Source organism: Pseudomonas sp. GGS8 (genome assembly GCF_024168645.1).
GTDB lineage: Bacteria > Pseudomonadota > Gammaproteobacteria > Pseudomonadales > Pseudomonadaceae > Aquipseudomonas.
In genome coordinates this window covers 2,697,825-2,720,247 of the sequence record NZ_JALJWF010000001.1, presented here as the reverse complement: position 1 = coordinate 2,720,247, position 22,423 = coordinate 2,697,825, and the positions used below count along the sequence as shown (strand labels likewise).

19 protein-coding genes are annotated in these 22,423 nt (G+C 58.2%); 8 read left to right on the top strand and 11 right to left on the bottom strand.

Features of this window, described 5'->3' with window-relative positions:
- Positions 1-7: 7 nt before the first annotated feature.
- The 4 genes from rlmH to J3D54_RS12130 form a co-directional block, all read right to left on the bottom strand.
- On the bottom strand, positions 8-475 hold the full coding sequence (gene rlmH, locus J3D54_RS12145; RefSeq protein WP_007937439.1) for a 23S rRNA (pseudouridine(1915)-N(3))-methyltransferase RlmH: 468 nt from the start codon (positions 473-475) through the stop codon (positions 8-10).
- 9 nt (positions 476-484) lie between these two features.
- Positions 485-979 (bottom strand): ribosome silencing factor, encoded by a 495-nt coding sequence (gene rsfS / locus J3D54_RS12140; protein WP_019581345.1) that lies wholly within the window; start codon positions 977-979, stop codon positions 485-487.
- 72 nt (positions 980-1,051) lie between these two features.
- Complete coding sequence (gene nadD, locus J3D54_RS12135) at positions 1,052-1,741, bottom strand: nicotinate-nucleotide adenylyltransferase (RefSeq protein WP_253418324.1); 690 nt, start codon at positions 1,739-1,741, stop codon at positions 1,052-1,054.
- 1 nt (position 1,742) lies between these two features.
- Positions 1,743-3,014 (bottom strand): glutamate-5-semialdehyde dehydrogenase, encoded by a 1,272-nt coding sequence (locus J3D54_RS12130; protein ID WP_253418321.1) that lies wholly within the window; start codon positions 3,012-3,014, stop codon positions 1,743-1,745.
- A 177-nt stretch (positions 3,015-3,191) separates the two neighbouring features.
- On the opposite strand from J3D54_RS12130, the gene J3D54_RS12125 reads away from it, so the two are divergent.
- From J3D54_RS12125 to J3D54_RS12105, 5 genes are all read left to right on the top strand, one after another.
- A complete protein-coding gene (locus J3D54_RS12125) occupies positions 3,192-3,890 on the top strand; it encodes a DNA-3-methyladenine glycosylase (protein WP_253418318.1) in 699 nt (232 codons plus the stop codon).
- Between the two features lie 192 nt (positions 3,891-4,082).
- Positions 4,083-5,399 (top strand): bifunctional DedA family/phosphatase PAP2 family protein, encoded by a 1,317-nt coding sequence (locus J3D54_RS12120; RefSeq protein WP_253418315.1) that lies wholly within the window; start codon positions 4,083-4,085, stop codon positions 5,397-5,399.
- Between the two features lie 279 nt (positions 5,400-5,678).
- Positions 5,679-9,149, top strand: coding sequence for a calcium-binding protein (locus J3D54_RS12115; RefSeq protein ID WP_253418312.1), 3,471 nt, complete (start codon positions 5,679-5,681; stop codon positions 9,147-9,149).
- 73 nt (positions 9,150-9,222) lie between these two features.
- Positions 9,223-11,046: a hypothetical protein gene (locus J3D54_RS12110; RefSeq protein WP_253418309.1), complete on the top strand. Its 1,824-nt coding sequence runs from the start codon at positions 9,223-9,225 to the stop codon at positions 11,044-11,046.
- A 382-nt stretch (positions 11,047-11,428) separates the two neighbouring features.
- Positions 11,429-12,940, top strand: a complete 1,512-nt coding sequence (locus tag J3D54_RS12105; RefSeq protein WP_253418307.1) for a hypothetical protein — start codon at positions 11,429-11,431, stop codon at positions 12,938-12,940.
- A gap of 39 nt (positions 12,941-12,979) precedes the next feature.
- Here the strand turns inward: J3D54_RS12105 and J3D54_RS12100 are convergent, their stop codons facing one another.
- From J3D54_RS12100 to J3D54_RS12090, 3 genes are read right to left on the bottom strand one after another with little or no spacing between them, the layout of a single operon-like run.
- Entirely contained in the window at positions 12,980-13,570 is a 591-nt protein-coding gene (locus tag J3D54_RS12100; RefSeq protein ID WP_253418305.1) for an LON peptidase substrate-binding domain-containing protein, read from the bottom strand.
- Positions 13,571-13,580: 10 nt separating this feature from the next.
- Positions 13,581-14,297 carry an LrgB family protein gene (locus J3D54_RS12095; RefSeq protein WP_253418303.1) on the bottom strand — a complete coding sequence of 239 codons (717 nt, stop codon included), beginning with the start codon at positions 14,295-14,297 and terminating at the stop codon, positions 13,581-13,583.
- Positions 14,294-14,656, bottom strand: a complete 363-nt coding sequence (locus J3D54_RS12090) for a CidA/LrgA family protein (protein WP_253418301.1) — start codon at positions 14,654-14,656, stop codon at positions 14,294-14,296. Before J3D54_RS12090 ends, J3D54_RS12095 begins: the two co-directional genes overlap by 4 nt.
- 189 nt (positions 14,657-14,845) lie before the next feature.
- On the opposite strand from J3D54_RS12090, the gene J3D54_RS12085 reads away from it, so the two are divergent.
- From J3D54_RS12085 to J3D54_RS12075, 3 genes are all read left to right on the top strand, one after another.
- Positions 14,846-15,301, top strand: coding sequence for a MaoC family dehydratase (locus J3D54_RS12085; RefSeq protein WP_007937463.1), 456 nt, complete (start codon positions 14,846-14,848; stop codon positions 15,299-15,301).
- Between the two features lie 114 nt (positions 15,302-15,415).
- Positions 15,416-17,131, top strand: coding sequence for a C13 family peptidase (locus J3D54_RS12080; RefSeq protein ID WP_253418300.1), 1,716 nt, complete (start codon positions 15,416-15,418; stop codon positions 17,129-17,131).
- Positions 17,132-17,158: 27 nt separating this feature from the next.
- Positions 17,159-17,800 carry an oxidoreductase gene (locus tag J3D54_RS12075; RefSeq protein WP_253418297.1) on the top strand — a complete coding sequence of 214 codons (642 nt, stop codon included), beginning with the start codon at positions 17,159-17,161 and terminating at the stop codon, positions 17,798-17,800.
- A 171-nt stretch (positions 17,801-17,971) separates the two neighbouring features.
- Here J3D54_RS12075 and J3D54_RS12070 read toward each other — a convergent pair whose 3' ends face one another.
- The 4 genes from J3D54_RS12070 to J3D54_RS12055 form a co-directional block, all read right to left on the bottom strand.
- Positions 17,972-18,256, bottom strand: a complete 285-nt coding sequence (locus J3D54_RS12070) for a YceK/YidQ family lipoprotein (RefSeq protein WP_253418295.1) — start codon at positions 18,254-18,256, stop codon at positions 17,972-17,974.
- A complete protein-coding gene (gene ubiX / locus J3D54_RS12065; RefSeq protein ID WP_253418293.1) occupies positions 18,249-18,881 on the bottom strand; it encodes a flavin prenyltransferase UbiX in 633 nt (210 codons plus the stop codon). Before ubiX ends, J3D54_RS12070 begins: the two co-directional genes overlap by 8 nt.
- Entirely contained in the window at positions 18,878-20,227 is a 1,350-nt protein-coding gene (mpl, locus tag J3D54_RS12060) for a UDP-N-acetylmuramate:L-alanyl-gamma-D-glutamyl-meso-diaminopimelate ligase (protein ID WP_086945943.1), read from the bottom strand. The genes ubiX and mpl overlap by 4 nt, the downstream gene beginning before the upstream one ends.
- A 168-nt stretch (positions 20,228-20,395) precedes the next feature.
- Positions 20,396-22,309 carry a sigma-54-dependent Fis family transcriptional regulator gene (locus J3D54_RS12055; protein ID WP_253418291.1) on the bottom strand — a complete coding sequence of 638 codons (1,914 nt, stop codon included), beginning with the start codon at positions 22,307-22,309 and terminating at the stop codon, positions 20,396-20,398.
- Positions 22,310-22,423 lie beyond the last annotated feature (114 nt).

The following is a 22,423-nucleotide window of genomic DNA, read 5'->3' as shown; positions in this document are numbered from 1 at the left end:
GGCAGAACTACTTGTGGTAAGGGTGGCCGGACAGCACTGTCCAGGCACGATATAGCTGTTCGCCGATCAGGATCCGCACCAGCGGGTGCGGCAACGTCAACGGCGACAACGACCAACGTTGATCCGCCCGGGCACAGACTTCCGGCGCCAGCCCCTCGGGGCCGCCGACCATGAAATTCACCGTGCGCGAGTCCAGCCGCCAACGATCGAGTTCGACCGCCAGTTGCTCGGTGCTCCAGGGCTTGCCGTGGACTTCGAGGGTGACAACGCGCTCGTTCGGCCCGACCTTGGCCAGCATGGCTTCGCCTTCCTGACGGATAAAGCGCGCCACGTCGGCGTTCTTGCCGCGGGTGTTGAGCGGAATTTCCACCAGTTCCAGCGCCAGCTCGGAAGGAAGACGCTTGGCATATTCATGCCAGCCTTCTTCCACCCACTTGGGCATGCGTGAACCGACGGCGATCAGTCGCAGTCGCACAGCGATCCCTTATTGCTGGTCTTTGTTGAGCTTGGTGAAATGCTCATGGGTGTTCTCAGGGCTGTGGTGTGCAGCACTGGCAGAACGGCTTTGCTCGGCGCCGGCCCACAGGCGTTCCAGATCATAGAACTGGCGAGCCGAGGCAGTCATCATGTGCACAATGACGTCATCCATATCCAGCAACACCCAGTCGCTGTCGCCCTTGCCTTCTTCACCCAGCGGCTTGACGCCTTGGGCTTTGACGGCTTCGCGGACCTTGTCCAGCATCGCGCCGATCTGGCGGTTGGACGTACCGGTGGCGATGATCATGTAGTCAGTGATGCTCTGCTTTTCACGAACGTCGATCACCTGGATGTCTTGGGCCTTGACGTCTTCCAGGGCTGCTACGGCAACCTTGACCAGCTCTTCGCCGGCCAGTGGCGCACCAGTTGGTGCTTCTACTGGCAGCGGTGCGCTCTTGAATGTGCCCTTGCGCTTTACTTTGTTTACGTCTTTGTCAGTCATATAAAACTCGTTTTGCTCGTATGTTCGGGCGCTTCGATACACGCATTCACGTGCCTTGAAGCGCGCCCTTTTTCAGTTCGACGCACGGTAAAGTCCGTGCGCATCGATGTAGGCCAGGACCGCGTCGGGCACCAGGAAACGTACCGACTTACCGCTGGCCAGCAGTTGACGGATCTGGGTGGCGGATACCGCGAGCGGTGTCTGCCAGACGAATGCAATCTGTCCGCTCGGCCCTTTGAGGGCCAGCGGGTCGCTCACCGAACGTGCTGCCAGCAGGTTGCGCAAGGCATCCGGCGGTTCGCTGTCGGCATCCGGGCGTTGCAACACCAGGATGTGGCAATGCTGGAGCAACTCTTCCCAGCGGTGCCAAGTGGGCAGGCCGCAAAATGCGTCCCAGCCCAAAAGTAGAAAAACCTGGTCTGAAGCGGCAAGTTCGGCGCGCATCAGTTCCAGGGTGTCGATGGTGTAGGACGGTTTGTCCCGCTGCAATTCGCGGGCATCCACCACCAACGGTGCCACACCGGCCACCGCGCACTTGACCATCGCCAGACGGTCCTTCGCCGATACCTGCGGCTTGTCCCGGTGGGGCGGCCTGGCACTGGGTGTCAGACGCAACTCATCGAGTGCCAGCGATTCGGCGACTTCCAGCGCACCGCGCAAATGGCCGATGTGCACCGGGTCGAAGGTCCCGCCCAGTACGCCAATGCGTCGAGGCCGGGGCTCGCTGGCGGTCACTGCGGCTGACGGGTCGAGGTCGCCCAAGTCAGAGCGACTCCTGGCCGCGCAACTGACCGTCGCCGACCACAATGTACTTCTCGCAGGTCAGACCTTCGAGGCCCACCGGGCCGCGGGCGTGCAGCTTATCAGTAGAAATGCCAATCTCGGCACCCAATCCGTATTCGAAGCCATCGGCGAAGCAGGTCGGGGTGTTGATCATCACCGAGGACGAGTCGACTTCAGCCACGAAACGCCGGGTGTCGGCCAGGTTTTCGCTGACGATCGAATCGGTGTGATGGGAGCCGTATTGATTGATGTGCTCGATGGCCTGATCCAGCCCGTTGACCACGCGGATCGAGAGGATCGGCGCCAGGTATTCGGTGGCCCAGTCTTCTTCGGTGGCCGCGACGGCCTCAATGATCGCTCGGGTGCGCTCACAACCGCGCAGTTCGACGCCTTTCTCGCGGAATTGGGCAGCCATCGCCGGCAGAAACTCTTTGGCAACGGCTTGATCGACCAACAGGGTTTCCATGGCGCCGCAGATGCCGTAACGGTAAGTCTTGGCGTTGAATGCGATGCGCTGGGCTTTCGGCAGATCGGCGTGGGCACTGACGTAGACGTGGCAGATGCCGTCCAGGTGCTTGATGACGGGCACGCGGGCATCGCGGCTGACCCGTTCGATCAAGCCACGGCCGCCTCGGGGCACGATGACGTCGACGTATTCGGGCATGGTGATCAGCGCGCCGACGGCGGCACGGTCGGTGGTTTCGACCACTTGCACCACGGCGGCCGGCAGATCAGCCTCGGCCAGGCCACGCTGGATGCAGCCGGCGATGGCGCGGTTGGAATGGATCGCCTCGGAGCCACCACGCAGGATGGTCGCGTTACCGGACTTCAGGCACAGGCTGGCAGCATCGATGGTCACGTTCGGCCGCGACTCGTAGATGATCCCGATCACGCCCAATGGCACGCGCATCTTGCCGACCTGGATACCCGACGGCCGATAACTCATGTCACGGATTGCGCCGACCGGGTCCGGCAGTGCCGCCACCTGACGCAAACCGACGATCATGCCGTCGATGCGCGCCGGGGTCAGCGCCAGGCGTTCCAGCAGTGCCGGCTCAAGACCATTGGCACGGCCGGCGGCCAAATCCAGTTCATTGGCTGCGGTCAGCTCGGCGCGCGCAGCGTCCAGCGCATTGGCAGCCGCCTGCAAGGCGCGGTTCTTCTGCGCGGTGCTGGCACGGCCGATCACGCGGGAGGCTTCGCGGGCGGCGCGACCCAAACGGGTCATGTAGTCAAGAACGGACTCAGTCATGGTCTGCTGTGGTCTTGGTAAAGAGGAAAGCGGCAGATTATAGCTGTCGCGTCTCGGGACTAACAGCGGTGACGGGCGGATGGTCGAAATGGAAGGCAATTTGCCGACGTTCAGCCGTGATTAAGCCGCATATTGTTATCATCACGACTCAATAAGCCCTGATAAACGCTGTTCATCATGACCGACCTGACTGTTCGTGCGTCCGAAACGCGCCCGCCCAAGGCTCTGCCGGATGCATTTTTCGACCGCGACGCCCAAACACTGGCCCGGGATTTACTGGGCAAAATCATCCGCCACCGGGTCGACGACCTGTGGCTCAGCGTCCGGATTATCGAGACCGAAGCCTATTACTGCGAAGAAAAGGGCAGCCACGCCTCCCTGGGTTACACAGAAAAGCGTAAAGCTTTGTTTCTGGATGGCGGCCACATCTATATGTATTACGCCCGCGGCGGCGATTCCCTGAACTTCAGCGCCCAAGGTCCAGGCAATGCGGTGCTGATCAAATCCGCCTATCCATGGGTCGATGAACTGAGCGGGCCGGCGAGCCTGGCGCAGATGCTGCTGAACAATCCCGACGCCCAAGGCCGCCCTCGCCCCTCGCAAAAACTGTGCGCCGGGCAGACGTTGCTGTGCAAGGCGCTGGGGCTGAAGGTACCGGTCTGGGACGCCAAGCGCTTTGACCATGAAGTGCTGCTGGTGGAAGACATCGGGCCTGCGCCCGGCCACATCATCCAGACCACACGCCTGGGCATACCCCAGGGGCGCGACGAACATTTAATGTACCGCTTCGTCGATGCGGCTTACGCGCCGTACTGCACACGCAACCCGTTGCGCCGGGGTCAGGTCGAAGGGCGCGATTATTTTTTGCTGTCCTGATATCTGCTGAATTTTGATGCAAAAGAGATCTCTTGTGGGAGCGGGCTTGCCCGCGATAGGGCCAAACCGGTCGACATCAATGCAGATTGTCCCGGCGCCATCGCGGGCAAGTCCGCTCCCACGGGTTTTTAGGGCGTTGTTTAAATTGTGTTCGCCCACCAAGGGCCAATTGAATCAGATGGAGTTGTTTTTATGGGCCCATGGCTCGATAGCGTGACCGGTTGGCTGACGGTCAATCCGCAGTGGCTGGCCGTGGCAGTGTTCGTTGTGGCGTGCGTGGAATGTCTGGCGATTGCCGGATTGATTGTGCCCGGCACGGTGCTGCTGTTTGCCGTCGCGGTGCTGGCCGGCAGTGGCGCGTTGTCGCTGGGCGAAACATTGCTGTTGGGTTTCCTCGGTGGTGTGCTGGGTGACGTCGTTTCGTATTTCCTCGGGAGACATTTCCACCAGAACATCCGGCGGCTGCCGGGGTTGCGTCATCATCCGGAATGGATCGCCGGGGCCGAGGCGTATTTCCAGCGTTATGGCATTGCCAGCCTGTTGGTCGGGCGCTTTATCGGCCCGTTGCGACCAATGCTGCCGATGGTCGCCGGAATGTTCGACATGCCGTTCCCCCGCTTCGCCGCCGTCAGCCTGTTGGCCGCCGCGGGCTGGAGCGTTGCTTACCTGCTGCCCGGCTGGGCCACCGGCGCGGCGATTCGCTTGCCGTTGCCGGAAGGATTCTGGCTTGAAACGGGGATCGTCGCGGGCAGCATCGCTGTCATGGTGGGCTTGAGCATTACCAGCAGCATGCGCCGCCATCGCAAAGCGACGGCGCTGATTACCGGCATGAGCTTTCTGATTCTGGTGGGGCTGTTTATCGGCTACCCGCACCTGACCGCCCTCGATCAAGGTGTGATGACCCTGGTGCAGGAGCACCGCAGCCAGGTGCTCGATGAAGTGGCCGTCACATTTACGTTGATTGGCGAGTTCCGCAACATGCTGGTGTTCAGCGCCCTGCTGACCGGCTTGCTGCTGCTTACCCGACAATGGCGTCAGGCCATCTTCGCCGGTGGCACCCTGCTCTTTACCGCCCTCGGCAACACGTTTACCAAGCAGTTTTTTGCCCGCGTGCGCCCGGAAGTGCTTAGCGACCCACTCACCAGCTACAGCATGCCCAGCGGTCACGCCTCGGGTTCATTCGCCTTGTTCCTGACACTGGCCGTGCTGGCCGGCCGCGACCAACCGCCGCGGATGCGTCTGACGTGGTTGCTGCTCGGCTGCTTGCCGGCGCTGGCGATTGCTCTGTCTCGGGTGTATCTGGGCGCGCATTGGCCAACGGATGTGCTGGCCGGCGCGATGCTGGCGGCGTGCGTGTGCGCGGCGAGCCTGTGGCTGAGCCAGCGTCAGACGCCGCTCAACGCGATGCCACCCAAGGTCTGGTGGCTGATATTGCCGGCGCTGATAGTGCTGTTCGGGTTCTTTGCGTTGCGGCATTTGCCACATGCAATGCTGCGATATGCCTACTGACTACGGCTACGGCTACGGCTACGAAAAAAAGGGAGCAATGCTCGGGTTTCATTGGACGTGACCAGACTTGCCCCTCCCGATACCTTGTCGCACTCGCTGCTATCTACTAGATCATCGATCTAGTTATTAGCTTTTACTTAAACAGTGCCCCCACAACCATCAAAAACAACAAACATCCAGAAAAACAAATATCATCGAAACAGACAAAACGCCATGCAATATTCACCACCATTCACGGAGCACTCATCAGTTAAAAACAACCCATAAAAGATAAAATTCATGCCCCTATCCGCCACGCTAACAAACAGAAATGACGCTATAAATATCACGGATATTTTGCCACCCCCCTCTGCCACACCACTGGTTGAATCCCATCATATTACGCAAACTTCAGAAACCAACCTACCCAAACTAAAACCCAGACAACCCGACCTTCAAGATCTCGACGCACTATTTGGTTTTCTGCACATCGGAGAGTTTTCGGTCAGTCGTGTAGAACTTCATGCGATGGGCGCCATGATTAACGGCGAACTCGTTACCAGCACCAACACTTACTTTGCAATACCTGATCAGGCATTCATCGATTCACTGGAATTTGATCCTGGCAAAGTCGAACAACGTATCAAAGCAGTGGAAGTACACCAGAGCCACATCCCCGCCACTCTGCTTTTTGAAATCGCCACACAACGCTCAACCACCGCTCCTCCCTTGTTAAAAGAGTCAGACGCCTCGACAGGGCCCGTTCAGAAAATCGGTAGCTTGTTGAAATCAACTCAGCGCCTGGACATCCACAAAAACCCCTTGCCCGATCACTTGCCTGCCTGGATTGACAGGAGCAAAAGTTATGGCATGAGCTCCATGGGCGTCGGTCTTCAGGCATACGGCCTCTACAGCGCGATTATCGGCACAGCTGAAGCGATCAAAAAAGGCCATTGGGACGAAGCGGCGATCAATGTCGGGGGAGGCACAGCGGAAATCGGCTCGCTGATTATCGAACGCGGCCTGGCGAAGACCGGCGAGGCCATGATTCGCAGCGGAGCAAAAACATTTGAACATTTCGGCAGAACAACCGTTGGACACGTACTGAGCAAAGGGGCCGGCCTGATGGCCAGCGTCCTGACGCTGCCCTTCGATCTCTACACTGCGATCAAATCGTTCAACGATGCCGCCGATGCCAAGGGAAAAGAAGCGCAGGACCATTACTTCAATGCCGCGCTCAGCCTGACCAGCGCAGGTCTTTCCACCATACTGGGGTGCGCCGCGCTACTCGGATTCAAAGCCGCCGGCCCCGTGGGAATCGCCGCCGCCGCGATACTGATTGTCGGCGCCAGAATTTATGGCGCCGCACGGACGGTTGACGACATCGACGACTACATCGAATTGAGCATGCATGAACGCTGGCGCGCAGGTTGGTTTGCCTTTACCGGTCAGGGTCAGGACCGAGAGGTCCTGGACCGGTTTGCCGTCGCCAAAACCTACAGCGATTATGCCAAGGCGCTCGATAGCACCGGCACCGAATGGCTCAAAAATGAACTAAAGGACAGTGTGGAAGCGGTGGTGAACGGGCGATTTGAAGTGCAGTTGCAACCTACCCGGCACCATAAGTTTGAATGGGATGAAGCCAGCGGTGAACCCTCCTTTATAACGGTCAACGTCCCCGTGATCAAAGAGACCGATGACGTCTACGATGCCACAGACGGACTTCCGACAGGCATTCCCAATGCCCTTGTCGGTGAAACGGGCCCTTCGAAAGGCGTCCTCTGGCAGCTAGGCGGCGGCAACGACAGCATCATTGGCGTTAGAAGCAAACCGAACTACTTCAACTATTCCTCCGGCATTAAAACGCTAAAGGGAGGCGACAAGAACGATTCGTTCCTTTTCCAGTCCGCCGCTCAAAGCCTCAAGAAAGCGCCGCCAACCGGACAGGTCAATACATTACGAGGCGGAGCCGGCACAGACACGTTATCGCTTCAGGGTAAGCATGTTCCGGTTCGCCATGGGCCGGATGACACGATATATGTTGGGTACGACATCAATCTGAAGAGTGGAAAGCTCGGGTTACGCTCACCGGATAACGCCACCGCTCCAGTCCTGCACTCAAACATCCACTCTATCGAAAAGGTCGAAACCCTGGCCGGTGCGCAGAACCTTGTTACGGGTTCCGACGAGGCTGACAACATCATTGCGAACGGCCACGACCGCATCAATGCCGGCGCGGGCGACGATCAGATCGTTATTCGAGGCAACGACTGCAGAGTCAATGGTGGTCGCGGTGCGGACACCTACTACCTCAACGGCAGGATGCATTCGGTGTCCATTGCAGAAGATGGCGAAGATCTCAGCGTCATTCACCTTGGCGTAACGCTAGAGTTTGTTCAGGACTGGCACATCCGCGAAAACGCTTTGGTCATTTCATCCCTGCAAGACACGGAGTCTTTCCAATCGGAACGGCAACTGGTCATTAATGACGTGTATGAAACGCTGATGAACAAACGCTCGTTACGCAACCCCAGGCTTTTATTTATCACCGAGGATGGCTACCAACTAAAGGCCGATCTGCCTGCCGTAATAAACGATCTGACCGAACAGAGGGTCAAGGTCATTGTGGTAGTCATGGGAACGCCAAAAACACCGCCCATCATTGTCAACAGCCGTGTTCAACGAGTCCCCAGCGCCAAGCATTCATCCTACTTTGTGGCCCGTGAAACTTACAGAACCGTCTTCTTCGTCGACACGCCTGACAGCCATACATCCAGCATTTTATACGTAGACTTTGACAGTGACGAAATCACAGCTATCGACGCCATTTACACAGTGACCTCTACTCCTCGAAACAGCTTTAGCTACCTGAATTATTCCAACACGCACTTCCAGATTTCGTTCAAGAATGCAAGCTCTCTTCTGATTCACGGCAGTGTCGAAGAGGCCCCCGGAAAAAAAACCGACAGGGGCGCCGGCATCATGTCCTCGGGCTGGAAGACCGTCCACCCGTTCACCCTGGTCATGCGTAACGGTAAATCCTACTGGCTGGACTTCCCAAAAAACGCCTACCTTGATGACAACAAACATCCCGGGTACCGAGTCATCGACAGCACCGGCTCATTGCGTGAAAAACCAGGAAAATATGTGTTCGCTAAACCCGCCTACGATAGACGTCTTTTAAAAGCCGTTCCGCAGCGTGTCGATTTCGATTCAGTGTCACACAGCGCCGTTTATTCGCTGGAAGGGCAAGCCTCATCCTATGACATTTACCCAACCGACAACACATCCCTGCGGCTGTCGACTCCCGGTGCCGCGGCCAAAACCTCCAGCGGCTCGACCTGGAACATTTACACACTTCGCCTTGCAGAGAACATCACTCGGGAAGGGATAAACATTAACAACAACTTCCTGAAAATTGGAAGTGTCCATATTCAACTGCCAAATACCGAAGCGTCTGACATACCGCTGGAAATGATCAACGTTATTGTTTCTTCAGGAAATCGCTATCGCATCGACCCCTTGTTCGAAGTTGCTGTCCTACACGCCATCAACGCGAATCGCTACCCAAGCATTGCCGCTATTGTAGCGGACATCATTAAACACAAACAAAATGACGGCCTTGTCGCCGAACTGATAAGCGTCGAAAACCTTCGAACGAATGACGCCACGCAAGGAAACATTTATTACGACACAGAAATTGACAACTGGACTATCGACACGGACTGGTCGCGCAGCTTCAGAACCGAAAACCTGGAGATTGTGAAATAACCTGGTCCCGTCTTAAACCTTCATTCCACGTTTATTCAATTCCCCCAAAGTATTAACATTGAGGAGCGCCAACATGCGTCCAAAACCGCCACATCGATTAAAACCGGACGGAGTCAACTTATCACCTGACTCGCTGGAACCACCCAGATTGCCCGGAGACGAAACGCTCACGAGGCAACATTCAAACATCGTCAACCCACATGATTTTCATCCTCAAGGTCGGCAGCCATTGCTGCCAGATGTAAGACATATCAGCGGAGCAACCAGTGTCGAAGACGTATCGGCGTCCGAGTCGGGGGTCGAGATCTCGGATACTCCAGGGTTGGGCTCCGGTAAACTGGCAGCCCAGTACGGCCTGGAGACTTACTTGCTGCCACCCGCCCTGCTAAGCGGCATGCAACCACCCGATGGCCAGGGGTTGCGGTGGATGAAAGGGCGCAAGTTTGTAGATATCGAAAATGAGGGAACCGCGTATGTGGAATTCGACATCGGCACCGGAACCTACCGTGCGACTGATCTCTACCGGAAACTCCCTTCCGGTCCCGCCCTGTACAAAAATGAGGGAGCACTGACCTGGCGTCAAAAAGAAACGATCACCGAAGGCAGTCCTGATCAATCTGCAGTGCATCAACGTCCGGTTGTCGAGGCGCAACCCGGACACAGCAGGAGTCGCTCAGACTCCCTGGAGCAAGAATTACTCGCCTCCCAACCCAGTGCAAAAAAAACAGAGACTGGCTTGACCGCTCATTCGAACACACCTGATACCGTCGACTCTATTGATGCGGGAAGGCTGCTAATCGATGGGCCATTGAAATGGCTATACCCGAGCAAGACGGGCAGCGAACGCTACGAGTTACTTGAATCGTACAACTTAAGCAGCGGCCAACTGACACGTTTACATCGAGACATGAACGAAACTCACACTTTTCCTGCGTGGGCGGAAAGTCATAAGCGCTTATCTTTACAAGCGGACAGCTCTCAAAGATTCGACCTCATTGCTGCCGAGGTTGCTCTGGTCATCCCCCAACTAAGACGTCAGTCACAAGACGATTATTCTCCACACGACTTATATTGCTCCAGCGAGTTTCTCGACCATTTTTCCGCGTCGATCGGTTATCAGCGCAACAAACACGGTCTTTTATACCGTACCGATATTCCCGCCATGTTCAGGGGCGATGATCGAACGCCGTTCGAGCTGGCAAGGGATCGGCGAATGATCGCGCGCGAAGGGCTTCCCGAAACGGTCACACAACGAGCGCAAAGCGCTACTTTTCTCCTGTCAGATGCGAAGGAATATGCCAGCAATCTGGGTGGACACGCGAAAAACGACAAGTTGCGATACAACGCACAGGCCAATCTATTTCCTGGAGTGCGAAAATCTCCAAAAGGCAAGTTTGAAGATGATTCTGACGAGGACTACCGTAACGAGTCGTCGAATTCGGATTCCGACAGCTCATTTACGCTTGATAAGTCGCGAGACTATGAACCCATCAGATACAGGCAGCATGTTGGTTTTATCTACATGATCGACACCCGAGGTATTGAGGTAGTCCCGGGACGAGAAAACCTCTATCTCAATGATGATGGCTCGAGCAGCTTCCATCCCGACGCGCTGGAAGGCGTTATCTCAATATCGAAAAGGGGTTTGAATTCCGACCGGGTATGGCTGGTCAATTCCGATCTGACACGAGCCGCCCCCGTCAATGAGGTTTACGAGCAGGCAGGTAACAACGCTGACGCTATAGAACATGAAACCTGGATCGGTACCTTTAACCGGGATCGTTATGATCAGTTGGTTGATCAAGTCGTCGACAAAGGCTGGGGGATCACATTTCCGGAAAACCAGGCGATCTCTTCCGACGATATTGTTTGGCCAACCGTAGAACCCAGGTCGTAAGTCATTTGCTACATAAGCCCCATAAACTTTCTTTGCTTAAACGGATTTGAGCACCTTTACCATGCCTGTAAAACCCGCTACGAAACTTCCTGCATTAGACATCTCAACAATCAACGTCAATCCGCCGCCATTACGGCCCGACAGAGACGCCCTGGTTCCACCACCGGCAATGCCAGGCAGCTCCGTTTTTCGTCATGGGCAAACGCCCCATCCAACGAGGCCTGAATACGGGAGCGGCGCTACTGTCGCTATGACCCTAGACAGAGGGGTTCCCGTGCCTACAAATCTGGACATTACGCAAATCCCCGCAAGACAACATTTACAGCCCTCGGCAGACTCGAGTCTGGCCCCCTATCTATTGCGCCCCGCCATGCTGCGAACTATGCCGCTGCCCGACGAACACGGGTTTCGGACAATCGTCGCACGCAAATTTGTGGACGTTAAAAACGAAGGAACCGTCTATGTGGAGTTCGATGACGCCACCGGGGCTTATCGAGCGACAGACCTTTACAAAAAGCAGCCGCAAGGACCCGCGCTTTACAAAAGCGATGGGGAAGCCACTTGGAGTCAACGGCCTCAGGCGAAAGAATCCGTCACACTGAAACGCTCCCTGCCCGATGAGTCAGCGCTTGAAACAACCCTTCCTGATAAACATCCAAGAGTCCAGTCTCCAGGTCCGCAACGGAGCGTTGAGGACGCCCCTGCAAGCCCACGCCCGGGCAATACGCAACTGAGTCAGAACCCACGGGCTCAATTGATCGATGGTCCACTCCAGTCGCTGTATCCAGACAAAACAGCCAACGAGCTGGAAACACTTCTAAGGTCGTACAATTTATCCCCGGGACAGCAAACGCGTCTGTACAAGGACATGCTGGAAAATCTCAAGATTCCCGAATGGGCTGAACAGCATAAGCAGATGAGCAGGGATACTGGCAATCCTCGTCGACACGACCTGCTGTACAGCGAGATAGAGCCAAATCTGCGTCACCTGAGGAACGGAACAGCAGCTACCGGCCTGTATGAGCTTCATCTCAGTTTGACCAACGAGTTTCTCGATAGCTTTCTGGTAAAGGCTGGCTACTTGCGAAACAGAAACAACTGCCTGTACCGGACCGATATCCCTGGTGTATTCAGGGGGGATGAACGCACACCGTTTGAACTGGCAAATGATGGCTGGATGCTGCCCCGCTACAACCACAAACCCTATGCAACCACCCAAAAAGCCATGAGCGTCACAGTGAGTTTGAAGGCGGCAAAAATGTATGGTGCGGACGAGCCGGACCCGGAGTATCTGCTTTACAACAGTCAAACCAATAAATACCCGGGCAAGCAACCCGATGACGCCAGCGACGACTCCGATGCCTCCAACGCCTCCGATGTTTCCACTACCTCGCAAATCGCCAGCAGCGGCTCAGACTCTGACAGTTCGCTGCAACTCGACCTGGAGCGCAACTACGAAACCACCAGGCACAAACAACAAATTCAGTTCGTTTATGCAATCGACAGCCGAAACATGGAAATCGTACTGGGCGAAGAAAACCATGCGTTCAACCGCGCAGCAAACGGCCCGAACTGGTTCCCCGAGGATGATCTGGAAGCACTGCTTTCAGTCTCGAGACGAGGCATCAGCGCCGATCGGATCTGGGTATTTGATTCCGGCTACCAAAAAGCGGTACGCGTCAAAGATCTCCAGGATCACGCCGATGCCGCCGATGACAGCTACGCCAGTGGAGTGGAAGAACGAACACACTCTGGCGCCAACAACACAGATGAATATGACCGTCTGATCACTGAGGTTGCAGCGGCTGGCAAACCGGTTCTTTTGCTCAGTGGCGACAAGGAGTGGTTTGCCAACGATATCGTCTGGCCTTCACTGTCGGAAAATCAGAGTTAACGCGGCGTTCAACTTACCCGCGCAATCAATTACCTGAAATCAGGCAAATAACTCACCCTGCAACTCATCGAGCAGCGCCTGGATCGCATCCAGTCGCTGCTGCGGATCATCGAGTTGCAGCAGGTCGATCTTGTCCACTTCGGCGAACGGCAGCAGATATGCCAATTGATTGGCCAACGACTGTTGCCCTGTCGCGTCGGTGCCCATGCTCAGTGCTTCGACCATCGGGTGTTCCGCCAAGGCCTTGAGCAGCGCGACCAGGTCGGCGTCTTCATCCTGTAGCGGTTGTTCAGGCTCATCTTTGAGCCACTCGACTTCGGCGACGATCAACTGGTCGCGTTGCACCTCGGTGCGCACCACGTGGAAACGCCGCCCACCCTTTACCCGAATGCCCAACAGGCCATTGTCCTGCTGATGGAAATCGGTGATGAGCGCCTCACACCCCACCCGTGCGTAGCCTTCAGGAGCGACGCCGACTTCTTCGCCCTCGAGAATGCACACCACGCCGAAGCCGCTGCCCTGTTTCATGCAGCGACTGATCATGTCCAGGTAGCGCGCCTCGAATATCTGCAAGTCGAGGATGCAATCCGGAAACAGCACCGTGTTCAGCGGAAAAAGCGGCAGACTCATAGACATTTCCTTACACCACCATCGACACCGCCAACGGCAGGAACACCGCCGTGGCCACGCCCATCAGACTCATCGCCAGCGCCGCGAAGGCGCCGCACTCTTCACTTTCCTGCAAGGCCACGGAGGTGCCGACCGCATGGGCAGTCATGCCCAGGGCCATACCGCGGGCCTCAGGGCTGTGGACACCGAGACGGGTCAAAAGACTCGGCCCGAAGATCGCTCCGATCACCCCGGTAATCAACACGAACACCGCGGCCAGTGCCGCGACGCCACCGATCTGCTCCGCCACCAGCATGGCAATCGGCGAGGTGACCGACTTGGGGGCCATGGTCATCAGGATCATGTGTTCGGCGCCAAACCACCAGCCCAGCAGCACACCCAGGCCCGTGGCGACCACCCCACCTATCACCAGCGTAGTAAATATCGGCCAGAACAACTGTCGAATCCGCCGCAGGTTGAGGTACAGCGGCACCGCCAGCGCAACGGTGGCCGGCCCGAGCAAGATACTGAGGATCTCAGTGCTTTTACGGTACTCGACGTAGCTCAGGCCACAACTGACCAGCACACCGATGACCAGCAGCATGGAGACCAGCACCGGCTGCAGAAAAATCCAGCGGGTTTTCTCGAACGCCGCCAGCACCAACTGATACGCGCCCAGCGTAATGCCGATACCGAACAATGGATGATGAATCACCGACGCCCAGGCGCCATGCCAATCGAACATCATTGGCTGTCCTCGGGGTGGGCATGAGGCTTGATCATGCGCTGCATCAACACCCCGGCGAAGGCCATCGACAGCACCAGCGACAGCACCAGTGCACCGGTGATCGCCCAGAAATCCGCGGCTATGTCAGCGGCGTAGACCATCACACCCACGGCCGGCGGCACCAGCAGCAACGGTAGGTATCGCAGCAGACTACTGGCGGCGAGGTTCAACGGTTCGCCGACTTGACCGCGGCTGATCAGATACCCCAGCAGCAACAGCAGGCCAATAATCGGCCCCGGCAGCACTGGCAAAAACAGATGATTGAGGGCAGTGCCGAGCAATTGAAACAGCACCAGCCAGGTCAGGCCACGTAACAACATCCATCATCTCCTGCACGCTCTCCCCACAAAGAAGGGGCCCGACATTATAAGCACGCTATGAGTCGGCATTCGCCAAAAGCATGGTCAGTTGACCGGAGCAATTTGTCATGTTGATCTAAAGTGGTTCGCAGGGAGGTCAAGCCCCCCACTCAAAAAACTATAAATCCGATGAACCCAAGGAGAGTCTCAATGCCCTATGTTCCAGTTGCAGAGCTCAAAGATTATGTCGGCAAGGAACTCGGACGTTCCCAATGGCTCACCATCGATCAGGAACGCATCAACCTGTTCGCAGAAGCCACAGGCGATTATCAGTTCATCCATGTCGACCCGGTCAAAGCCGCGCAAACACCTTTTGGCAGCACCATCGCCCATGGTTTCCTGTCGTTGTCACTGATCCCCAAACTGATGGAAGACATCCTCATCCTGCCCGAAGGCGCGAAGATGGTGGTCAACTATGGCCTGGACAGCGTGCGTTTCATCCAGCCTGTGAAGGTCAATTCCAGGGTTCGACTCAAGGTCGACATGAACGACGTCACCGAGAAGAAACCCGGCCAATGGCTGCTCAAGGCCACCGCCACGCTGGAAATCGAAGGGTCGGACAAACCGGCGTATATCGCCGAGCCACTGTCCCTCTGCTTCGTCTGACACATGCCTGATTGCGAAACAGCTCACGCTGTTTCGCGCCGTCTGCTTTTCTACCCGCTGTATAAGGACACATAGCTGCGGCATACTCGGTCGCCTAATTGCCCGGATCCCGCTATGCGCTCACTTGTACTCCTTGCTCTGACCCTGTTGCTTACCGCTTGCGGCGATGGCAAATCGTTGTTGCCCCCCGACGCCCGCCTGCCGGACGGCGGACGCTATCGCGGTGATCTGGTCAACGGCTTGCTGCAAGGCGAGGGCCGCATCGATTACCCGAACGGCAGTTGGTACGCCGGCCACTTCGACAAAGGCCAATGGCATGGCCAGGGCGAATGGCACGGCAGCAACGGAGAGGTCTATCGCGGGCAATTCCAGCAGGGGCTGTTCGACGGCCAAGGCACGCTCACCACCACCGGCAGCAGCTATACCGGCGGATTCAAGGCCGGTCGACGGGACGGTGAAGGCACCCTCAAAGAAAACGCCATGATCTACCGTGGCGAATTCAAGGCCGACCAATATTCAGGGCTCGGTCGTCTGGAACTTGAAGACGGCAGCCAGTACCAGGGGCAGTTCGCTCACGGCAAACCCAACGGCGAAGGCCAGCGTAGTGATGCCAGCGGCAATCAGTTCACCGGGCATTTCGTCGATGGCCAGCTGGAAGGCAACGGCACGTTCAACAGCGCCGATGGCGATATCTACGTCGGCGGGTTCAAGAACAATCAACTGCATGGCAAAGGCCGCTACGAAAACGCCGATGGCGATGTCTGGATCGGTCAGTTCAAAGAAGGCGTACTGAACGGCAAGGGCGAGTTGATCGGCGCCGACGGCAGCCACTACATCGGTCAGTTCAGCGACTGGCGCTTCACCGGCCAGGGCCGCTTGAACCTGGCCGATGGCAGTTTCTATATCGGCCAGTTCGACGGCGACAACTATCAGGGCAAAGGCACGTTGGTGCTGACCGATGGCACGGTGTTGAGCGGCACCTGGGTCAATAGTCAGCGCGTGCGCGACGCCGATGGCAAGCTGCTGCCCGATACCCTGGAACTCGGCTTGCTGGCCCAGGGCCGCTTGCTCGACGAAGCACTGGCCAACGTGCCAGCCTCGACTCCGGCGGTCGAACTGTACACCTTGACCCTGGGCGGTGACGGCAAGCAGAGCGTGTTCCTGCGCGAATCCGACTACGTCGCCAACATGCTCGCCAGCCGTTTCGGCGCTTTCGGCCAGATTCGCCTGGTCAACCATCGCGACCACCTCGGCGACCGGCCGATGGCCACCCGGGAAAACCTGCGCCGCGCCGCCCAGACGCTGGCCGAGCGCAGTGGCCCGGAAGACTTGCTGTTCATTTACCTGACAAGCCATGGCTCCAGTGAACACGAACTGGTACTCGACCAGCCACGCATGGAACTGGCCGACCTGCCGGCCGACGAACTCGCCGCCGTCCTCGCGCCGCTGAAGAAGCGTGACAAGATTATCGTGATTTCGTCCTGTTATTCCGGCGGTTTCATCCCTGCCCTCAAGGATGAACACACCCTGATCATGACCGCTTCGCGCGCCGACCGGGTATCCTTCGGGTGTTCGGAAGAAGCCAATTTCACCTATTTCGGCGACGCACTGTTCGCCCAGGCGTTGAACCAGACCGACGATCTGGAGCAAGCCTTCAAACGGGCCAGTGCCACCGTGGCCGAGCGTGAGCTGGCCGACAACTTCGAAGCCTCCGAGCCACAGATCTGGGCACCGAAAGCCGTGCTCGCCCACTGGCAATTGTTACGCAAGCAGCAGGCACGAAAGGCCCTGCAAAGTGTCTCTATCAGCAAGGATGAAAAGAACAACTAAGCTGAACAGTATCAAGGGGGAATTATTATGTACTTGACGCCTCAGCATGTATTACTTGCAGGAGCTACCGGGTTAACTGGTGAGCATTTGCTTGACCGTCTGCTCAATGAGCCCACGATTGCACGAGTATTAGCCCCCTCACGCCGGCCACTGGCCGAACATCCTCACTTGGAAAACCCGGTCGGTGACCCGACGGTGTTTCTGCCGCAATTGAACGGTCGCGTCGACGTCGCCTACTGCTGCCTCGGCACCACGATCAAGCAGGCTGGCTCCGAGGAAGCGTTTCGCGCGGTTGACCTGGACATGGTCGTGGCCTTCGCCAAGCGCGCCCGGGAAATGGGTGCACGGCACCTGATAGTGATCAGTGCCTTGGGGGCCGATCGCAGATCCTCGATTTTCTACAACCGGGTTAAAGGCGAGATGGAACACGCATTGCGCGCGCAGGACTGGCCGCAGCTGACCATCTGCCGGCCTTCGCTGTTGTTGGGCGATCGCGCCGAGCCGCGACTGGCGGAGCGGGTAGCCGGCCCGTTGTCGAAATTGATTCCGGGCAAATACCACGGCATCGAAGCCTGCCAACTGGCTCGAGCGATGTGGCGCCTGGCGCTGGAAGAACAGGATGGCGTGCGGATTGTCGAGTCGGATGAGTTGCGCAAGTTGGGCAAATGATCTCAGGCCGACATCGGACCCGTGGCGAGGGGGCTTGTCGGAACGCCGCACCGCCCCGTTCGGCTGCGAAGCAGTCGTAAATGCAGGCGATTCGGTGCAACTGAAGAAACGGAGGGTCGCTGCGCGACCCAACGGGGGCAAGCCCCCTCGCCACAGGGAACGCAGCTACCTTTACAACCCACCGGTCGCTTGAAAACTTACGCCAATCACCGTCAACAACGACAGCGGCAACAGCAGCGTATCGAGCAACGCACTGGCTGGCAGATCAACACCGGGATAACCCGGCGCCTCTGCGCCATATCTATCCATGGCGCAGCACCCGCCGTTCATCGCATACAAATCCAGACGCGTCCCCGAATACACCACCGGCGCCCCGGGTTTGGCAGCATCGAGGGTGCGCGCCGTGGCGCAGCCCGCCAGTTGCATCGCCAGAAAAATAATCAGCAGCTTATTCATCACTGCTCAAATGGTGCTCGCCCCAACGCGGCAGCATGTCTTGCGGAATACTCAGCAGATTGAGAATTCGCGCCACGACGAAGTCGATCAAGTCATCAATGGTTTGCGGCTGATGATAGAAGCCTGGCGACGCCGGCAGAATCGTCACGCCCATGTTCGACAACTTGAGCATATGCTCCAGATGAATGCTCGAATACGGCGCCTCGCGCGGTACCAGAATCAACTGGCGGCGCTCCTTCAACGTCACGTCGGCTGCCCGCTCGATCAAGTTGTTGCAAGCACCGGTCGCGATAGCGGACAAGGTCCCGGTGGAACACGGCACCACCACCATCGCCGCTGGCGAGCCGGAGCCCGAAGCCACCGGCGACATCCAGTCTTCCTTGCCGTACACCCGAATCTGCCCAGCGGCGGCGCCGGTGTATTCAGTGAGGAAGGCTTGCATCATCTGCGGTTTGGACGGCAGCGAGACATCGGTCTCGGTGGCCATCACCAGTTGCGCGGCCTTGGAAATCAGGAAGTGCACCTCGCGGTCTTCACGCACCAGGCAGTCGAGCAGACGCAAGCCGTACTGGGCGCCCGAAGCGCCGGTCATCGCCAGCGTGATGCGTTCCGGGCCGTTGTTCATTGCAGTGCCTCGGCCAGTTTGCCGTGCAGGCCGCCGAAGCCGCCGTTGCTCATGATCACCACGTGGGTGCCAGGCTGGGCCTGGCTCTTCACCCGCTCGATGATGCCTTCCAGCGAATCGCTGACGATCGACGGCACGGTACACAATGCCGCCGTGGCGCCCAGGTCCCAACCGAGGTTGGCCGGCGAATACCAGATCACCTGATCGGCATCGACCACACTTTCCGGCAAGCCATCGCGGTGAGCGCCGAGCTTCATGGAGTTGGAGCGCGGCTCGATGATCGCAATCAGCGGTGCATCGCCGATGCGCTTGCGCAAACCGTCGAGGGTGGTGGCGATGGCGGTCGGGTGGTGAGCGAAGTCGTCGTAAATGGTGATGCCACGGACTTCAGCGACTTTCTCCATCCGCCGCTTCACGCTTTTGAACGCGCTCAGTGCCGCGATCCCCATCGACGGCACGACGCCGACGTGACGCGCGGCGGCCAGGGTGGCCAAGGCGTTGGCGACGTTATGCTGACCGGTCATGTCCCACTCGACCACGCCTTGAGCGACGCCTTCGAACATCACTTCGAACTTCGAGCCATCTTCGCTGAGTAGTTTGACCTGCCATTGACCGCCGGCGCCGGTGGTTTGCACCGGGGTCCAGCAGCCCATTTCGATGACGCGCTGCAAGGCCGGTTCGGTGGTCGGATGGATCACCAGACCTTCGCTCGGAATGGTCCGCACCAAATGGTGGAACTGTCGCTCGATGGCCGCCAGATCAGGAAATATGTCGGCATGATCGAACTCCAGATTGTTCAGGATCGCCGTGCGCGGGCGGTAGTGAACAAACTTGGAGCGCTTATCGAAAAACGCGCTGTCGTATTCGTCGGCTTCGATCACGAAAAACGGCGTATCGCCCAGACGCGCCGACACCGAGAAATTCTGCGGCACGCCGCCGATCAGGAAACCCGGACTCATACCGGCGTGTTCCAGAACCCAGGCGAGCATGCTGCTGGTGGTGGTCTTGCCGTGAGTGCCGGCAACCGCCAGCACCCAGCGGCCTTGCAGCACGTGATCGGCCAGCCATTGCGGGCCGGAGACGTACGGCAGGCCTTTGTTCAACACGTACTCGACGGCCGGGTTGCCGCGGGACATGGCATTGCCGATCACCACCAGGTCCGGGGCCGGATCGAGTTGCGCCGGGTCGTAACCTTGGGTCAACTCAATGCCCTGGGCTTGCAGCTGAGTGCTCATCGGCGGATAGACGTTGGCATCGGAGCCGGTCACATGATGGCCCAGCTCTTTGGCCAGAACCGCCATCGAACCCATGAAAGTGCCGCAAATACCAAGAATATGAATGTGCATAGTCGACCTCGTAAAACATGGCCGCAGGTTAGCGTAGGGAGGGGAAAATCGCACCTTGTGTTTCGGTCTCTCTGACGCCATCGCGGGCAAGCCCGCTCCCACAGGGTTCGCGTTGCCTTTGTGGGAGCGGCGGTGCGGCGATCCGACTTGCCCGCGCCGCGACGCGGTTTACCGGGCGATGCCGTGTTTTCGCAGCTTTCTGTAGAGGGTATTGCGGCTGACCCCCAGCTGTTCGGCGGTGTGGGTCATGTGCCAGCGCTGCTGCTCCAGTGCGCTGAGCAACGCCAACCGCTCGGCATCGTCCAGCGGATACTCGGACGGTTCTTCAATTGTCGCCACCGTCACCGGCCGGGCCTGACGAATCATCGCCGGCAAATCTTCCAGCCCGATCCGACCGCCGTCACACAACGCCGTCAGGGTCCGCAGCACATTGCGCAACTGCCGCACGTTCCCCGGCCAGGCGAAATCCAGCAACGCCTGCCGCGCCGGGGCATCAATCAACACGCTCTCCCCGCCCGCCTCTTCGGCCAGCAGAAAGTCGAGCAACTGTGATTTGTCCGTGCGCTCACGCAACGCCGGCAAGGCAACCTCCAGCCCATTGAGCCGGTAATACAAATCCTCACGAAAACTGCCGTCCTGCACCCTTTCGAGCAGGTTGCGGTGAGTAGCGCTGATGATCCGTACATTGACCGATTCCGGCTCGCCGCCAATCGGCACCACCTGGCGGTCTTCCAGCACCCTTAATAGCCGGGTTTGCATGGTCAGCGGCATGTCGCCGATTTCATCCAGGAATAAAGTCCCGCCATCGGCCTGCTGCAACTTGCCGCGCATGCCTTCCTTGCGGGCACCGGTGAAACTGCCGCCGCGATAGCCGAACAGCTCGCTTTCGATCAGGCTTTCGGGGATCGCCGCGCAATTGAGGGCGACGAACGATTTTTCCGCCCGTTGACTGGCCTGATGCACCGCTTTGGCGAAAGCCTCCTTGCCTGAACCGGTTTCGCCGTTGATCAGCAACGGCACATCCCGCTCGAACACCCGCAAGGCCTTGCGGAAGTCTTCTTGTAACGCGGCATCGCCCAGGCAAATACCCAACAGCCTTGGACGCTCGGCCACTGCCGGGCTTTGCACCACGGGAACAGGAATGCTGCGCGGCTGCCCGCGCAACACCGCAAACAGCCGCCGCCCGTCACGGGTGCGCAATGGCCAACTGGCGCTGGCATTGGCGCTCGCGCGGCCGAGCAACTCATCCAGCGAGCAATCGAAAAACGCCGCCACCGGTTGGCCCAACAGTCCACCACGAATATGCCCCAGCAAATTCAGCGCGCTCTGATTGACCGCACTGATCCGCCCTTCCCCGTCGAACGCCAACAGCCCTTCGCTGAACAGCCCGACAGATTCGGCCTGCAAGTGAAAACGCAGCAACCATTGATTGTCGAAGTAACGCAGGAAATAGCAGCTCTCGATCATCTTCGCCGACAGATTGACCAGGGCCATGGTGTGAAACTGGCTCTGCCGTGAAACCTCGTGACGCGCCGAAGATACGTCGAGCACTGCCAACAATTCACCGTGAGGGTCGAACACCGGGCTTGCCGAGCAGGTCAGGCCGGTGTGGCGGCCACGAAAGTGTTCGTCCTGGTGGATGGTCAGGGACTGGCGCTCCACCAGGCAGGTGCCGATGCCATTGGTGCCTTCGCAGGCTTCGCTCCAGTCGGCGCCCAGCCAAAGGCCAGCGCGTTCGAAAATCTTCCGTTCGGCGGGCGCGGTGACGCAGTTGAGGATCACCCCGCGGGCGTCAGTCAGCAACACGGCGTGGCCGGCGCCGGAGAGTTGCTGGTGGAGGCTGGTCATTTCGTTGCCGGCGATCTGCAGCACTTGCTGCAAGCGTTCGCGGCTTTCCAGGATGCGACCATGTTCCAGCACCGTCGGCGCCATGGTCAGGGCCGGGTCGAGGTGATAGTCCTCAAGGCACCGCAACCAGGAGCGGGCAATGGACGGATCGCTGCCGGGGCCGTGCAGGTGGGACTTACCCTGGGTCACGGTCAACACTTGCTGGGCATGGCGACTCAAATGGTTGTCGTGCATTTCTTATTGTTCTCCCCGAAAGGTGAGTGCTTACCTATAACCACTTCCTGTGGCGAGGGGGCTTGCCCCCGTTCGGCTGCGCAGCAGTCGTAAATCCTGTGTATGCGGTGTATC

What these genes read in the sequence shown, in the direction of transcription:
- rsfS (WP_019581345.1), bottom strand. Translation starts at nt 979, where the DNA reads ATGACTGACAAAGACGTAAACAAAGTAAAGCGCAAGGGCACATTCAAG.
- J3D54_RS12130 (WP_253418321.1), bottom strand. Translation starts at nt 3,014, where the DNA reads ATGACTGAGTCCGTTCTTGACTACATGACCCGTTTGGGTCGCGCCGCC.
- J3D54_RS12125 (WP_253418318.1), top strand. Translation starts at nt 3,192, where the DNA reads ATGACCGACCTGACTGTTCGTGCGTCCGAAACGCGCCCGCCCAAGGCT.
- J3D54_RS12120 (WP_253418315.1), top strand. Translation starts at nt 4,083, where the DNA reads ATGGGCCCATGGCTCGATAGCGTGACCGGTTGGCTGACGGTCAATCCG.
- J3D54_RS12115 (WP_253418312.1), top strand. Translation starts at nt 5,679, where the DNA reads ATGCCCCTATCCGCCACGCTAACAAACAGAAATGACGCTATAAATATC.
- J3D54_RS12110 (WP_253418309.1), top strand. Translation starts at nt 9,223, where the DNA reads ATGCGTCCAAAACCGCCACATCGATTAAAACCGGACGGAGTCAACTTA.
- J3D54_RS12105 (WP_253418307.1), top strand. Translation starts at nt 11,429, where the DNA reads ATGCCGCTGCCCGACGAACACGGGTTTCGGACAATCGTCGCACGCAAA.
- J3D54_RS12100 (WP_253418305.1), bottom strand. Translation starts at nt 13,570, where the DNA reads ATGAGTCTGCCGCTTTTTCCGCTGAACACGGTGCTGTTTCCGGATTGC.
- J3D54_RS12095 (WP_253418303.1), bottom strand. Translation starts at nt 14,297, where the DNA reads ATGATGTTCGATTGGCATGGCGCCTGGGCGTCGGTGATTCATCATCCA.
- J3D54_RS12090 (WP_253418301.1), bottom strand. Translation starts at nt 14,656, where the DNA reads ATGTTGTTACGTGGCCTGACCTGGCTGGTGCTGTTTCAATTGCTCGGC.
- J3D54_RS12085 (WP_007937463.1), top strand. Translation starts at nt 14,846, where the DNA reads ATGCCCTATGTTCCAGTTGCAGAGCTCAAAGATTATGTCGGCAAGGAA.
- J3D54_RS12080 (WP_253418300.1), top strand. Translation starts at nt 15,416, where the DNA reads ATGCGCTCACTTGTACTCCTTGCTCTGACCCTGTTGCTTACCGCTTGC.
- J3D54_RS12075 (WP_253418297.1), top strand. Translation starts at nt 17,159, where the DNA reads ATGTACTTGACGCCTCAGCATGTATTACTTGCAGGAGCTACCGGGTTA.
- J3D54_RS12070 (WP_253418295.1), bottom strand. Translation starts at nt 18,256, where the DNA reads ATGAATAAGCTGCTGATTATTTTTCTGGCGATGCAACTGGCGGGCTGC.
- ubiX (WP_253418293.1), bottom strand. Translation starts at nt 18,881, where the DNA reads ATGAACAACGGCCCGGAACGCATCACGCTGGCGATGACCGGCGCTTCG.
- mpl (WP_086945943.1), bottom strand. Translation starts at nt 20,227, where the DNA reads ATGCACATTCATATTCTTGGTATTTGCGGCACTTTCATGGGTTCGATG.
- J3D54_RS12055 (WP_253418291.1), bottom strand. Translation starts at nt 22,309, where the DNA reads ATGCACGACAACCATTTGAGTCGCCATGCCCAGCAAGTGTTGACCGTG.